This is a genomic window from Streptococcus sp. KCJ4932, from assembly GCF_004352745.1.
GTDB lineage: Bacteria > Bacillota > Bacilli > Lactobacillales > Streptococcaceae > Streptococcus > Streptococcus ruminicola.
Window position 1 is genome coordinate 18,805 of sequence record NZ_SJWW01000001.1, and the last position, 14,420, is coordinate 33,224.

The window sequence follows — 14,420 nt, forward strand, 5'->3', positions numbered from 1 at the left end:
ATCCTTTAATGATTATTCCACAAGATTTTCAGCATCTTTCAGCTTAACGGATACGATGCGTGAAATTCCTGATTCTTGCATGGTTACCCCGTAAATGCTATCAGCTGCTGCCATAGTTCCCTTACGGTGAGTGACAACGATGAACTGACTTGATTTATCAAAGCGATTGAGGTAGTCCCCAAAGCGTTTGACATTTGCCTCATCAAGCGCTGCTTCCACCTCATCAAGAATAACAAATGGGATGGTTTTGACGCGAATAATGGCAAATAGCAGAGCTAAAGCTGATAGAGCTTTTTCCCCACCCGACATCAAGTTCAAGGATTGAATTTTCTTACCTGGTGGTTGGACAGAAATCTCAACCCCTGCTGTCAGCAAATCACCTTCTGTTAATGACAAATCGGCAGAACCACCACCAAACATTTGCGTGAAGGTTTGCTTGAAGGATTCTCGAATAGCGTTGAATGTCACTTGGAAGCGTGATTTCACTTCATCATCCATCTCGTTAATGGTATCAAGTAGAAGATTCTTAGAATGAACCAAATCTTCTTTTTGACCATTTAAGAAAGTCAAACGATTATTGACTTCATCGTATTGAGCAATAGCATCCAAGTTGATTGGGCCTAATGCCTTGATACGGCGGCGCAAATCTTGCAGGCGTTCGCGAGCAATAGCCATATCTTCCACAACCTGACTAGCTTCTTTGGCTTCAGCCAAGGTCATGTGATAATCTTCTGTCAAATCATGTGTGAAGCCACGCAAACGTTCTGAGACTTGAGCAACTTGGGCTTCAACTTGGGCTTGTTTGCGGATTAATTCTTCATTTTTTTGATTTTCTTTGGTAACTTGTTCTTCGAGTTCTTCAAGATTAGCTTCACAATCTTCCAGTTCAAAACGAAGGCTAACCAAACGTTCTTCTTCGCTTGCTTTTCTTGTCACAGCTTCGTCATGTTGTTTTTTCAGAAGTGGCAAGTTTTCAATTTCTTGATCACTCGCATGAAAGGCAAGTAAATCTTCACATTTTGCCATTTCTACTTTATTTTCGGCTAAACTGATATCAAGACGTGTCTTGTTGGCAGATTCAAATTTGCGTTCGCTGAGAAGTTCACGCTCTTGAAGTTTTGCTTGTGACAAGTCTTGACGAAGTTGTTCAACTTTTTGCGTAATGGCATTTTTATTTTCTTTGATTTGGTCAATCTGGCTTGTCAACTCTTGCTTACGTTCAGCAACTTTTGTTAACTCAGCTTCAAAGTGAGCTTTTTGAGATTCTAAATCATTTGAACTGTTATCAGTCTCACTTTCTTGAAGTTGTTTGCAGAGTTGCTTAACATCGTTCAAGCGTTCAGCCAATTGTTGGTATTCCAATTCAGCTTTTTGTTCCGCAAAACGAGCTTCTTCACCTTGAGCTTTCAAGCTAGCTAATTCTTCTTTGTTAGCTAGTAAGGTTTCGTGAAGATTTTGAACCAATTTTTCTTGTGCGACTTGTTTTTCTTGAAGGTCATTTAATTCAGCCACAAGATTGTCTAACTCTGGTTTTATAAATGTGGTGTTATTTTGACGATTAGCACCACCTGAGAATGACCCACCAGGGCGAATCTCAGTACCATCTAAAGCGACCAAACGCACTTGATAATGCAACGCACGCGCAGCTTTATTAGCATTATCAACCGTATCAAAAACAGCTGTCACTCCAAGAAGATTTTGGAAAATATTGTCCAAGCGTTTATCAAATGATACCAAGTCGCTTGCCACACCAAGGAAGCCTTGACTAGAAGACAAAATAGCTTGATTTTGTTGTGATAAATGACGCGCTTTGATAGTCGTCAGTGGCAAGAAAGTGGCACGTCCTTGACGATTTTTCTTCAAGAAAGCAATTGAGCGTTTAGCAGCTGCCTCATCTTCAACAATCACATGTTGGCTTGAGCCGCCAAGAGCGATTTCAAGGGCCGTTTGATATTTACGGTCAAAGCTTAAATGCTCACTCACAGCACCAATGATACCACAAAGTTGGCTAGAAGCTTGCAAGACAGATTTGACACCTGCGTAGAAATTACTGTGGTTTCTAAGGATAGATTCAAGACTAGACTTACGAGCTTGCTTAGATTTAATGATATCTAATTGGTCAAACATTTTCGTCTGCTCAGCTTGATAATCTTTTTCAAGTTGACTTGTCTTAGCAAACAACTCCTGATAAGCGTCAAGTAGGTCTTTAACCTGTTTTTGGGCGGCTTCAAAGCTTTCAAGAGCATCTTTAGCATCCGCTTTTAACGCTTCCAAGTTAGCCTGTGTCTGTGCTAATTCTTCAGATTTTGATTCTGATAATTGTTTTTGATTATCAATATCAGCCTGTGTCATGGTTAGCTTGTTAGACAAATCAGCTTCTTTTTGCATCAAGCTAACAAATTCTTCACGAAGTTTTTCGATGATTTGATCGGGATCAGTTGAAAAGCGATCCAATTCAGCTTGTAATTTTTGAATCGTTGCTGTAGTTTCGGTCAATTCGTCATCTAATTTTGCGAGCTGACCTTCTTTTTGCACTAATTCTTCTCGTAAACTTTCCTGACTAGCCTTAAGCTCAGCCAATTGGCTAGTAGCCGCTTGTTTTTTCTCTTCTTTTTGACTTGATTCTAAGGCAATCAAATCCATTTGGCGTTCAAGGTCAGAAATAGCTTTTGTAATATCCACCAAGCCAGCCTGTTTTGTCGCCATTTCTTCAGACAATTGGTGGCGTTTTTCTTTTAAGGCTTGATTTTGTTTTTCAAATTGCTGGCGCTGTTCATAATAAGCTGACAAATCTGACTTGATACTAGCCAAGTCTTCTTTCAAGCTATCCAAACGGACTTTATCAGTTTGAATATCTTCTACCAAGACATTCAAATGAAGTTGCTTGCGCTCATCTTCCAAGCCAATAAACTCTTTAGCGACTTTCGCTTGGCGTTCCAAAGGCTTCACTTGAGCTTCCAGTTCGTAGATAATATCATCTAGACGGTCCAAGTTATCTTGCGTTTGATTGAGCTTAGTTTGTGTTTCTTTTTTTCGTGTCTTGTATTTTAAAACACCAGCCGCTTCTTCAAAAATCGCACGACGTTCTTCTGGTTTACTGTTGAAAATCTCTTCAACGCGACCTTGCGAAATCACTGAGAAAGAATCGCGCCCAAGACCTGTATCCATAAACAAATCATGAATATCACGCAAACGCACCTTGCGACCATCAATCAAGTACTCGCTATCGCCATTTCGGTAAATATGGCGTTCTACTCGAATCGTCTCCTTAGCATCTTTGATAAAGCCATCTGAATTATCTAAGCTAACAACAACTTGAGCGTAGTTCAATGGTTTGCGGTTTTCAGCTCCAGCAAAAATGACATCTGGCATCTTGCCACCACGTAAATTTTTAGCAGAAGATTCCCCAAGCGCCCAACGCAAACTTTCGGTAATGTTAGATTTACCAGAACCATTTGGACCTACAACGGCTGTAACTCCCTTATCAAATTCAATTGTTGTCTTGTCTGCAAAGGACTTAAAGCCCTGCATTTCAATTTCTTTTAAATACATAAAATGAGAGATGAAAAGGCAAAGACCTTCCCGAGCTAACAACTAAGAAGAGCTTAACAGACCTTCTTATCGTCTTCTAGGCTACGTCAAACACGTATCATATGACCTAGGCAGGTTGGACATTTGCCTTTACGAATTCCTTTCAAACGTCTTATTGAAGAGTGGCAAGCGCATTTTTAGCAGCATCTTGCTCAGCTAATTTCTTAGATTTTCCGATTCCTTTACTTTTAGCTTCGTCATTGACATACACAGTCACTTCAAAGACCTTGGCATGTGCAGGACCAGATTCATTTGACACACGATAGTCAATAGTGACATCACCGTGGCCTTGCAATAATTCTTGCAATGTTGTTTTGTAATCTTTGACACGTTCAAAGTTACCTTTTTCAACTTGCGGAATCATGACTTGATTCAAAAATTTATTAACCGCTTCAACCCCTTGGTCCATCAAAAGCGCACCAAGAAAAGCTTCAAATAAGTCACCTAAGATAGTGTCGCGGTTTCGTCCACCAGATTTTTCTTCACCATTACCAAGTTTGATGAATTCATCAAAACCACAGTAGCGTGAAAAACCTGCTAATGATTCTTCACGAACAATAACAGAACGCATCTTAGACAAATCACCTTCTGGTTTCTTCGGATATTTTTTAAACAAATACTGAGAAATCAAAAGTTGAAGAACCGCGTCTCCTAAAAATTCCAAGCGTTCATTGTGTGAAATGTTTAGGAGGCGATGTTCATTAGCGTAAGATGTGTGAGTAAATGCAGTTTCAAGCAATGTTTTATCTTCAAATGCGATACCAAAGTCTCGCTGAAGTTTTGTATCTAAAGCTTGCATAAATAAATCTCCCTTCAAGAATTGGTCTATTCTTAATCAATTAAGCCTTTTCCAGACTAGCTTATTTAAAACAATAATTTTCTTTTTATAGACTATTTTATTATACCAGAAAGTTAGAAAAAATGGGAATTCTCCCTAAAATCCCTGTAATTCTTTTCTATTATAGGGACGTTTTTTAGGGTAACAAGAAAACCTAGCTCTTTCGAGCTAGGTTTTTGTTCTTATAGACCTGCTAAAGGGGTTGCTTCATCAGGTGATGTATCAAAAACAGTCATGTCATGACCAACAGCAAAATCTGCTTGCATCAAGTTATTTTCCATAGTCATGTGTGCCAATTCTTTGATATTATTTTCCTTACTTAAGTGTCCAAGGTAAATTTTCTTTGTGCGATTGCCGATAGTGCGAATCATAGTATCAGCACCATCTTCATTTGACAAGTGACCACGATCAGATAGAATACGTTGTTTCAAGCTCCAAGGGTAAGAACCCGCACGCAAAATCTCAACGTCATGGTTTGACTCAATCAGATAACCATCAGCATTTTCAATCACACCCGCCATTCGGTCACTAACGTAACCCGTATCTGTCAGAACGACAAATGACTTATTATCTTTCATCAAACGGTAAAATTGCGGATCGACAGCATCGTGACTGACTCCAAAACTTTCAATATCAATATCACCAAAAGTCAATGTTTTACCACGTTCAAAAATATGTTTTTGCCCAGCGTCAAGTTTTCCAATCATGTTGCGCTCATCAATCATTTGCCAAGTTTTGGCATTGGCATATACATCAAGATTGTATCTGCGAGCCAGCACTCCTACTCCTTTAATATGGTCAGAGTGTTCGTGCGTAATCAAAATAGCATCCAAATCTTCTGGTTTTCGGTCAATTTCAGCAAGAAGACTGGTAATTTTCTTACCAGTCAAACCTGCATCTATCAAAAGACGTTTCTGTGGCGTTTCCACATAAAATGAATTTCCAGTTGAACCGGAGGCTAAGACACTGTATTTAAAAGCATTCTCAGACATCTAGTCCTCGTCATCCTCCCATTCATCATAAATATCAGAATCCTTCTCATACGGAAGAACAATTGTAAATGTTGAGCCCTTACCATAGGTACTTTGAGCCCAAATAAATCCTTTATGTTGTTTGACAATTTCTTTAGCAATGGCAAGTCCCAGCCCTGAACCACCTTGGGCACGACTTCTAGCCTTATCAACACGGTAGAAACGGTCAAAGATTAACGGCAAGTCTTTCTTCGGAATACCAAGTCCTTCATCAGAAATCGAAATAATCAACTGAGTTTCAGTTGTCTTCATGCTAACAGTGATTTTACCACCGTCTGGTGAATACTTAATGGCATTATTTAGGATATTATCCAAGACTTGCGTCATCTTATCTGGGTCAATTTCAACCCAGATTGACTTGATTGGATAGTCTCTGACAATTTCGTATTGCTTACCAGCAACCGTGTGTTGACTTTTAATCTGGTCAAAACGATTCAAAATAGACGTCATAAAGGCTGTGAAGTTAGTCATTTCAACTTCTAGTTGCACCGTTTGATTGTCGATTCGAGACAGATTAAGTAAATCAGAAATCATTCGAATCATACGATTGGTTTCATCCAAAGAAACTTTAATGAAACTTGGTGCGATATCTTCTTTCAAAGCTCCCTCATCCAATGCCTCAAGGTAAGATTTAACCGAAGTCAGTGGTGTACGCAACTCGTGACTAACGTTAGAAACGAACAAGCGACGTTCACGGTCTTCTTTTTCTTGTTCCGTTGTATCGTGCAAGACGGCAATCAGACCAGAAATAAATCCACTATCTCTACGATTTAAGGCAAATCGAATACGCAAAGTGATAAATTCCCCCGTCTCATCACGACGGTTTAGCACAATTTCTGGCGTCTTAGACACCAAATCATGGTAAGAATAATCGCTATCATCACCAAGAATGTCAACGATATTCATCCCAAGAGCTTCTTCACGCTCAAGATTTAGTTGCTTTTGAGCGGTCTGGTTAATCATGGTGATATTTCCAGAACGGTCAGTCGCTAGCACCCCATCAGTCATGTAAGACAAAATGCTTGCTAAACGATTCTTTTCTTGGGCTAGATTTTCTTGAGCTAAACGAAAGACAGTTGACAAATCATTTAACTGACCAGCTAACTCTGCTAAATCTCTGTCTTTTTCAATGATAATATCTTCTGTGTATTTTCCTGTAATCAGTTCACGAACCTTACCACTCAATCGACGAATATTAACAGACGTTCTATAGTCTCTGATAGCCAAATGAATAAAATAAATGGCTACAAAAGCTAGCAAGAAGAGAATGGCTTGTTCAAACAGATATTGATTCTGTGCCATTGTATCATTCATAAGACTTCATGTAGTATCCAACACCGCGACGTGTCAAAATATATTCTGGACGGCTCGGAGTGTCTTCGATTTTTTCACGCAAACGACGAATGGTAACGTCAACTGTGCGGACATCACCAAAGTAATCATAACCCCAAACAGTTTCCAAAAGGTATTCACGCGTCATCACTTGTCCCATGTGGGTAGCTAAGTGATGAAGCAATTCAAATTCACGGTGTGTTAATTCGATGTCTTCGCCACGTTTTTGAGCAACAAAGGCATCAGGCAAAATCTTCAAATCGCCGATGGTAATTTCAGAATTTGATGAAGAAGCATTTTCCTCAGCGACGGCTGATTCGATGTTCTCAGTACGACGAAGGTGTGCTTTGACACGTGCTAACAATTCACGATTTGAGAAAGGTTTTGTAACGTAGTCATCTGCACCGATTTCAAGGCCGATAACTTTATCGAACTCGCTATCTTTAGCAGAAAGCATAATAATCGGAATATGACTTGTTTTACGAACTTCTTTTGCAACTTCAAGTCCATCCAATTCTGGCAACATCAAATCCAAGATAATCAAATCAGGATTTTCTTCTTCAAATTTAGCAATAGCTTCACGGCCATCAAAAGCCGTAACAGTTTCATAGCCTTCTTTAGTTAAATTAAATTTAATAATATCTGAAATTGGTTTTTCATCATCAACAATAAGAATTTTTTTCATATGTCACCTCTTCAATTCTATGTCAGTAGAATAAAAAATTCTCAAACAACAATTTCTATGTCATTTTATTTACAAAAATGACCTCTACCCCTAATTATATCAAAATTCAAGATTAATTGGAAACCTTGGATACTTTTGAAACCAGAACGTAACAATTGACCTTAAAATTCAATCTATTTTCCCTTATTACTTATTTAAATTTTCTGAAATATTTGACAGTTAACAAAGCAATGTGGTAAGATAAACTAACCCATCTTGTTAGATGTTAGAAAACCTGACAAGAAATTCTTATCTTTGAAAAGGAGACAAGTGTGGCACTTATTGAATTTAAAAACGTTGAAAAATACTATGGCGACTATCACGCCCTCAGAAATATTAACCTAGAAATCGAGAAAGGGCAGGTTGTTGTTCTTCTTGGCCCATCAGGTTCTGGTAAATCAACTCTTATCCGAACAATGAACGCACTCGAATCAATCGAAACAGGTAGCTTAAAGGTTAATGGACACGAATTAGCTAACGCTTCTGCCAAAGATTTGGTGCAACTTCGTAAAGAAGTCGGCATGGTTTTCCAACATTTCAACCTCTATCCACATAAAACCGTGTTAGAAAATGTAACCTTAGCACCTATTAAAGTACTCGGAAAATCAAAAGAAGAGGCAGAACAAATTGCGGAAAAATTCTTAACTTACGTTAATATGTGGGACCGCAAAGATTCTTACCCAGGTATGCTGTCTGGTGGTCAAAAACAACGTGTAGCAATCGCTCGTGGTCTAGCAATGCAACCTGAACTTCTACTTTTTGACGAACCAACATCAGCTCTTGACCCAGAAACTATCGGTGATGTACTTGCTGTCATGCAAAATCTCGCTAAAGAAGGCATGAATATGGTAGTCGTTACTCACGAAATGGGCTTTGCTCGTGAAGTTGCTGACCGTATTATTTTCATGGCTGAAGGACAAATCCTCGTTGATACAACAGACGTTCAAGGTTTCTTTGATAATCCTACAGAGCCACGCGCTAAACAATTCTTGAGTAAAGTCATTAACCACACTAGTGATAATGTCTCTCAGAAATAAGGAGTCTCTTATGAAGAAAAAAATTTGTTTAGCCGTTCTAGCTAGTCTCTCATTGCTCTTTATGAGCTTTTTCACTGCTTCAAAAACTTTTGCTGATACAACATCTGAGCAGATTAAAAAAATCCAAGATGCTGGCGTTCTTAAAGTCGGTGTCAAGCAAGACGTCCCAAACTTCGGCTATTATTCAGCTGAGAGCGGCAAATATGAAGGAATGGAAATTGATTTAGCGAAAAAAATCGCTAAGACACTTGGTGTTAAAGTTGCTTACACAGCTGTTACAACTCAAACTCGTGAAGCCCTTCTTGATAACGGACAAATCGATCTTTTGATTGCTACTTATACAATTACTGATGAGCGTAAAGCTTCCTATGCTATTTCAAATCCTTACTATTATGACGAGATTGGCTTTTTAGTTAATACAGGTAAAGGTTTAAAAACAATCTCTGACCTCGATGGTAAAACTATCGGAGTAGCTCAAGGTTCAACAACTAAACTGACAATTGAAGAATACGGAAAAGCACATAACTTAAAATTCAAATTTGTTCAACTTGGTTCTTTCCCAGAACTCGCTATTTCACTTCACGCGAAACGTATCGATGCTTTCTCCGTTGATAAGTCAATCTTGACTGGTTATGTCAGCAAAAAAACTGCCATTATCGATGAAGGTTTCAATACTCAAGAATACGGTATCGCAGCTAAAAAATCTAACCAAGCAACCATTGATTATGTCAACGACTTGCTAGCCAAGTGGAAATCTGATGGTAGCCTGCAAAAACTTTATGATAAATATGATTTAAAACCTGCAAAAGCAGAAAATAATTAAGAGAGGAGAATTGACATGTTTTTATTAACAACCGCAGCCGCGAGTCCATTTGCCCTCTCACGTTGGGCAGATTTCTTTGCCAACTTTGGTGAATTTGCTAAGGGCTTTCTATATACTTTAGGGATGTCTTTCTGTGCTTTGCTTTTAGCCTTTGTACTCGGAGTTATTTTCGGAGCTATGTCATCATCAAAAAGCAAAGTCTTAAAAGCCATCGCTCGTGTTTATGTAGAAGTCTTTCAAAATACCCCACTTTTGGTACAATTTGTTTTCGTTTATTATGGTCTTGCCATTATGACTAATGGGCTTGTCATGATTTCGACATTCTTTACAGCAGTCCTTTGTGTGGGTGTTTATCACGGGGCTTACATCGCCGAAGTTATTCGTTCAGGTATCGAAGCAGTTCCAAAAGGGCAAACAGAAGCCGCGCTATCACAAGGATTCACTTATAGTCAAACCATGAGTTTGATTATCCTGCCACAAGCTGTGCGAACTATCTTGCCACCACTGACTAACCAAGTGGTTAACTTGATTAAAAATACTTCTACTGTTGCCATCATTTCTGGAGCAGATATCATGTTCACAGCCAAAGCTTGGGCTTACGAAACAACCAACTATGTTCCTGCATTTGCTGGTGCGGCACTCCTTTACTTCATCATGTGCTTCCCACTAGCAACTTGGGCACGCCACAAAGAAGAAGAAAATAAAAAATCATATTCACTTTAGGAGGAGAATTAAATGTCAGTATTAACACCGACCAACCTTAGCTTCATCCTCCAAGGATTGTGGCTAACCATTTATATTTCATTTATTTCCATTGTACTCTCAACGCTTATCGGAACAGTTCTTGCTGTCATGCGAAATGGGAAAAATCCTGTGCTTCATTTGATTTCAAGTATCTATATTGAATTTGTCCGCAACGTACCAAACTTGCTTTGGATTTTCATTATTTTTCTTGTTTTCCAAATGAAGTCAACACCTGCTGGTATCACAGCCTTCACTGTCTTTACCTCTGCTGCTCTTGCAGAAATCATTCGTGGTGGTTTAAATGGTGTTGACCATGGGCAAACAGAAGCTGGTCTAGCTCAAGGAATGACAAACTTCCAGATTTTTATCTACATTGTCTTCCCACAAGCTTTTCGTAAAATGTTGCCAGCTATCATTTCACAATTTGTAACAGTGATTAAAGATACTTCACTTCTTTACTCTGTTATCGCTATTCAAGAATTATTCGGTAAAAGCCAAATCTTGATGGGGCGCTATTTCGAAGCCAGTCAAGTCTTTACCCTTTATGCTCTTATCGCAGCTATTTACTTCGTGATTAACTTTAGCATTTCGACTATTTCACGTCGTTTAGCTAAAAAATGGGAAAAAGCAGCCGAATAAAACAACAAAAAAACTCCAGCTTTAAAGCTGGAGCTTTTTTTATTGGAATAAAGTAAGCAAATAGCTAAGTCCTTTGTAACCAATAATCGTATAGAGATAGAGTGTGACAGGTTTTGTAATCAGGAAAATCGTAACGAATTTCTTAAACGACATTTTCGATAGCCCAGAAACCATGCAAAGAAAGTCATCTGGGAAACCAGGTAGAGCAAAAGCAGCTCCAAGAATCATCGCATAAGATTTCCCGTTATTCTTGTCAAGATAACCAATATACTTATCGTAAGTCTCTTGGGAAACAAAAGCCTTCACAAATGTTTCTCCGTAACGTCTCGCTAAAGCAAAGGCGATAAGAGAACCAATAAAGATACCGGTGAAATTATAGACGAATCCCCAAATCGGACCAAAAGCAATATAACCAATCACACTGGTCATCCCACCAGGAACAATCGGATAAATCACCTGAACCACTTGCAAAGCCATAAAAATCAGCGGTGCAAAGAGACCCAAACTTCCTAAATAACTTTGGAAAAGCCCGCCAACTTGGAAGTAAGCTGGGTGTTGTTTGAAGAAAACAAACAAAGCAATGGAGATAATAAATCCAATTCCAGTTAAAATCTGAATGTATTTTCTCTGTGATCCTGTTTCTGTCATCGCATCCCCTCCCTTAATTGTCGTAGTCTTATCGTCGCCAACTGATGAGTTTTAACCCAAATACTTCTAAAAGGTAACTAATCAAAGCAAGTGGCAAAACGATTAATAGCAATACATATATAATCTTCTTTTTCATTTTGATATTACATTCAATTCAGCAATAAGTTTGAATTCCTCTTTCATTTCATTCTTTACCAATACCAAGCCAAGGCTTATTTTTTCTTGTAGTGTCGTTCGATGATAGAACCTGAGGAAGCATTGATAGTATAGGCATATGATTTTGAATTTGTTTCTAGTTTAACCACATAAGTTGCTGCTAAACCAGTTCTACTTTTTACAAATTCTTGTGATTTTATATCCTTACTCTTAATTCCTGCGTTTTGGTAAGCAATTTGTTTGATCTCATTTGTCGTTAACTTATAGCCAAATTGATGATAAGCATAAGTTCCTAAAAGCCCCAAAGCAAGTGAACCAAGTAAGACAAGAATAGCCCAATACTTCTTAATTCCTTTCATCTTTTCCTCGCTTCAATATTGTAACCATATTATAACGAAGATTACTTGAGAAAGCTTGGATAAAGTCTCGAAAAGCTGTGGCAAAAGTGTGGCAAGTTTTGGCCTCAATTTAGTTTATCTTATTTTAAGGAATCTCCCGCTTACAAAAGTGTAAGAAAAGAAAAACACCCATCTAGATACTTAATCTAAATGGGGATTTCTCTAATATTGTCGCAGTGGAAGTCTAATGATAAAACATGTTTCTTGGTCATCTGAAGTCACTTGAATCTCACCGTGATGGCGATCAATGATGTCCTTAGTGATGGCAAGTCCAATACCAAAATGGCCTCCCTCACCTTTATAAAAGCGTTCAAAAAGATGAGCTTTATCCTTATCAGAAATAGCTTTTCCATCATTTGATAAGCGAATTTCAAGCATTTGATTTTCTAACAATTCACAAGAAATGCTAACTGTCTTTTTAGCGTAACGAACCGCATTTGATAAGATATTAGCAATAGCTCGCTCGATAAGCTTTTCATCAGCTTCAATATCTAGATAGTCAGAAGCAAATCGATGTTCAAAGACAAGACCACGCGCATCTGCTTTAGCTTTTAAGTGCCAACTCACATCGTAAAGTAAATCAACCATATTGAAGTTTTCTAGTTTCAAAGGTTGCTGAGCGGATTCCATTTTGGACAAAGTCAAAATATCATCAACCAGCTCTGCCATTTTCCTGCTTTCGTCTAAAATCACACTAGCAGCTTCTTGGTCATCCGCAGCCACTCCTTCTTTAATAGCCTCTGCATAACCTTGAATGGACATGAGCGGAGTGCGCAACTCGTGAGAAGAATTTTGGAAAAAGAGTTGCTGACTGCGCTGGTTAGCATCAATCATGTCATTCATCTTCTCAACAGTCTGACCAACTTCGTTAAATTCACGGTAAGCAAAATTTTCTGGCTGCAAATCACCCTCACGGTTACCGACGCGTAAAATGTAAGATTTCAAAGCACCAAAATGCTTATCTAATTTCCGTGAGGTTAAGAAGATAGTTATGATAGCAATCAAACCAACAATCACCATCAGCGAAAGCAGAAGATAATTGATATAGGTTTCAAAGTCCGCAATCGGAGTGACATTGGCAAAGACAAAGACATAATAGTTTTGCGACTTACTGTCATCACTATCTTGCTTGATATAACTTTCTGAAAAGGTACCAGGGTATTCTTGCATCTTAACCATATAAGTCGAATCATAGACCTTAACCTTCTTAAAATGCTGCGAACTATTATCAAATTCATCATCAAACCAATCAATCGACTTGTTATCTGAAAAGTAATCAACGACTTTCTCAGAAATTTGCTTTTCAGACAAATCATAAGTTGATGCTGAAATATATTTGATGTCAAACTTTTCATCAACGATGGCATAAGTAGTTTCAAAGATGTTACCATCTGAAATTTTTGGCAAATCCTCACCGACATAAAGTGCATCTAAAGTATCGTATTGATTTTGAATCGCTGTAAAAGCTTCTTCAGCCAGAAACAACTTTAACAAACCATTAAAGACTAGCAAAATAATGGCGAAGGAAGTAATCAAAATCGTCAATGGCTGCAAAAACAGGGTCGTTCGAAAACGCGATTGCCATCTTTTTTTCTTCGTCAAGTGATTGTCTTTCTTAATCTTTTTTCGTGAGCTTGAACCCATAGCCCCAAACCGTTTCAATAAGGACATGACTCTCAACCCCTCTCAATTTTTTACGCAGGCGTTTGATGGTATCATCTGTCACACGTGTCTCGACGTCACTTTCATAGCCCCAAACCAGACGCAAAAGGTCATCACGTGAAACAGCCTCCTCGCTGTGCGACAACAATACTTTCAAGAGTTCAAATTCTGTGTTCGTTAGCTTAATCATTTTTCCTTGATAACTAGCTGAGCGTTCTTTGTCAGAAATCTCCAAGCCTTCATAAGTGAGTGGTTTAGCTTCCTCATTAACACCATCTTTTACGACTGGTTGGCGCGCTAAAATAGCTTTGACGCGCAAGCTTAATTTCAAGGGTGAAAATGGTTTGGTAAAATAATCATCAACCCCAGCTGAAAATCCCTTCACAAAATCATCATCACTATCACGCGCGGTTAAAAGAATAATAGGCACCTCAGAGCGTTTGCGCAACATAGCCGCAATATCAATACCACTTGTTCCTGGCATCATGACATCAAGAATAACCACATCCGCTTCTTCCTCCATAAAACGTAAGAGCAATTGGTCACCTGTTTCAAAGACCTCAACTTCTAAGCCTTGATCACGCAAAAATGAAGCAATCAAATCACGAATATTCTTCTCATCATCTGCTACATAAACCTTTGCCATAGAACACCTCGACTTGCTTAATTTCTTACCTTCATCATACCATAATTCCTCTCAAAAGCTCCAAAGCTAGCTAAACTTGCCACAAAAATCTTACAATTTGAGCCCCTATTTTTCCTTGATTTCCCTGAAAAAGTAAAGTAGAATTACCCTG

General features: G+C 38.5%; 13 protein-coding genes. 4 read left to right on the forward strand and 9 right to left on the reverse strand.

All coding sequences use genetic code 11. The features are described 5' to 3' along the window. Positions 1–12: 12 nt before the first annotated feature. The 5 genes from smc to yycF all read right to left on the reverse strand — a co-directional run bounded on the left by smc (position 13) and on the right by yycF (position 7,477). A complete protein-coding gene (gene smc / locus E0E02_RS00125; protein WP_133017492.1) occupies positions 13–3,552 on the reverse strand; it encodes a chromosome segregation protein SMC in 3,540 nt (1,179 codons plus the stop codon). A gap of 151 nt (positions 3,553–3,703) precedes the next feature. Next, positions 3,704–4,390 (reverse strand): ribonuclease III, encoded by a 687-nt coding sequence (gene rnc / locus E0E02_RS00130; RefSeq protein WP_020917219.1) that lies wholly within the window; start codon positions 4,388–4,390, stop codon positions 3,704–3,706. Between the two features lie 221 nt (positions 4,391–4,611). Further along, positions 4,612–5,421: an MBL fold metallo-hydrolase gene (locus tag E0E02_RS00135; protein ID WP_133017493.1), complete on the reverse strand. Its 810-nt coding sequence runs from the start codon at positions 5,419–5,421 to the stop codon at positions 4,612–4,614. Further along, entirely contained in the window at positions 5,422–6,774 is a 1,353-nt protein-coding gene (gene vicK, locus E0E02_RS00140; RefSeq protein ID WP_133017494.1) for a cell wall metabolism sensor histidine kinase VicK, read from the reverse strand. Further along, entirely contained in the window at positions 6,767–7,477 is a 711-nt protein-coding gene (gene yycF / locus E0E02_RS00145) for a response regulator YycF (RefSeq protein ID WP_039696509.1), read from the reverse strand. Before yycF ends, vicK begins: the two co-directional genes overlap by 8 nt. 311 nt (positions 7,478–7,788) lie before the next feature. Here yycF and E0E02_RS00150 point away from each other — a divergent pair, with 311 nt between their 5' ends. The 4 genes from E0E02_RS00150 to E0E02_RS00165 are packed head-to-tail and all read left to right on the forward strand — an operon-like array spanning position 7,789 to position 10,759. Next, complete coding sequence (locus tag E0E02_RS00150) at positions 7,789–8,553, forward strand: amino acid ABC transporter ATP-binding protein (protein ID WP_039696508.1); 765 nt, start codon at positions 7,789–7,791, stop codon at positions 8,551–8,553. A 10-nt stretch (positions 8,554–8,563) separates the two neighbouring features. Beyond that, the gene (locus tag E0E02_RS00155) at positions 8,564–9,376 is read left to right on the forward strand and encodes a transporter substrate-binding domain-containing protein (RefSeq protein ID WP_133017495.1); all 813 of its coding nucleotides are present in this window, start codon (positions 8,564–8,566) and stop codon (positions 9,374–9,376) included. Between the two features lie 15 nt (positions 9,377–9,391). Continuing rightward, the gene (locus E0E02_RS00160; RefSeq protein ID WP_133017496.1) at positions 9,392–10,099 is read left to right on the forward strand and encodes an amino acid ABC transporter permease; all 708 of its coding nucleotides are present in this window, start codon (positions 9,392–9,394) and stop codon (positions 10,097–10,099) included. Between the two features lie 12 nt (positions 10,100–10,111). Next, complete coding sequence (locus E0E02_RS00165; protein ID WP_006532766.1) at positions 10,112–10,759, forward strand: amino acid ABC transporter permease; 648 nt, start codon at positions 10,112–10,114, stop codon at positions 10,757–10,759. 39 nt (positions 10,760–10,798) lie between these two features. Here E0E02_RS00165 and E0E02_RS00170 read toward each other — a convergent pair whose 3' ends face one another. From E0E02_RS00170 to E0E02_RS00185, 4 genes are all read right to left on the reverse strand, one after another. Next, complete coding sequence (locus tag E0E02_RS00170; protein WP_133017497.1) at positions 10,799–11,407, reverse strand: TVP38/TMEM64 family protein; 609 nt, start codon at positions 11,405–11,407, stop codon at positions 10,799–10,801. 212 nt (positions 11,408–11,619) lie between these two features. Further along, positions 11,620–11,922 (reverse strand): hypothetical protein, encoded by a 303-nt coding sequence (locus E0E02_RS00175; protein ID WP_074602537.1) that lies wholly within the window; start codon positions 11,920–11,922, stop codon positions 11,620–11,622. Positions 11,923–12,123: 201 nt separating this feature from the next. Then, positions 12,124–13,605 (reverse strand): HAMP domain-containing sensor histidine kinase, encoded by a 1,482-nt coding sequence (locus E0E02_RS00180; RefSeq protein ID WP_133017598.1) that lies wholly within the window; start codon positions 13,603–13,605, stop codon positions 12,124–12,126. Further along, a complete protein-coding gene (locus E0E02_RS00185) occupies positions 13,577–14,269 on the reverse strand; it encodes a response regulator transcription factor (protein ID WP_074564159.1) in 693 nt (230 codons plus the stop codon). The genes E0E02_RS00180 and E0E02_RS00185 overlap by 29 nt, the downstream gene beginning before the upstream one ends. Positions 14,270–14,420 lie beyond the last annotated feature (151 nt).

Bases quoted from the DNA above. Each gene is read 5' to 3' on its own strand.
- smc (WP_133017492.1), bottom strand. From the start codon at position 3,552: ATGTATTTAAAAGAAATTGAAATGCAGGGCTTTAAGTCCTTTGCAGAC.
- rnc (WP_020917219.1), bottom strand. From the start codon at position 4,390: ATGCAAGCTTTAGATACAAAACTTCAGCGAGACTTTGGTATCGCATTT.
- E0E02_RS00135 (WP_133017493.1), bottom strand. From the start codon at position 5,421: ATGTCTGAGAATGCTTTTAAATACAGTGTCTTAGCCTCCGGTTCAACT.
- vicK (WP_133017494.1), bottom strand. From the start codon at position 6,774: ATGAATGATACAATGGCACAGAATCAATATCTGTTTGAACAAGCCATT.
- yycF (WP_039696509.1), bottom strand. From the start codon at position 7,477: ATGAAAAAAATTCTTATTGTTGATGATGAAAAACCAATTTCAGATATT.
- E0E02_RS00155 (WP_133017495.1), top strand. From the start codon at position 8,564: ATGAAGAAAAAAATTTGTTTAGCCGTTCTAGCTAGTCTCTCATTGCTC.
- E0E02_RS00160 (WP_133017496.1), top strand. From the start codon at position 9,392: ATGTTTTTATTAACAACCGCAGCCGCGAGTCCATTTGCCCTCTCACGT.
- E0E02_RS00165 (WP_006532766.1), top strand. From the start codon at position 10,112: ATGTCAGTATTAACACCGACCAACCTTAGCTTCATCCTCCAAGGATTG.
- E0E02_RS00170 (WP_133017497.1), bottom strand. From the start codon at position 11,407: ATGACAGAAACAGGATCACAGAGAAAATACATTCAGATTTTAACTGGA.
- E0E02_RS00175 (WP_074602537.1), bottom strand. From the start codon at position 11,922: ATGAAAGGAATTAAGAAGTATTGGGCTATTCTTGTCTTACTTGGTTCA.
- E0E02_RS00180 (WP_133017598.1), bottom strand. From the start codon at position 13,605: ATGGGTTCAAGCTCACGAAAAAAGATTAAGAAAGACAATCACTTGACG.
- E0E02_RS00185 (WP_074564159.1), bottom strand. From the start codon at position 14,269: ATGGCAAAGGTTTATGTAGCAGATGATGAGAAGAATATTCGTGATTTG.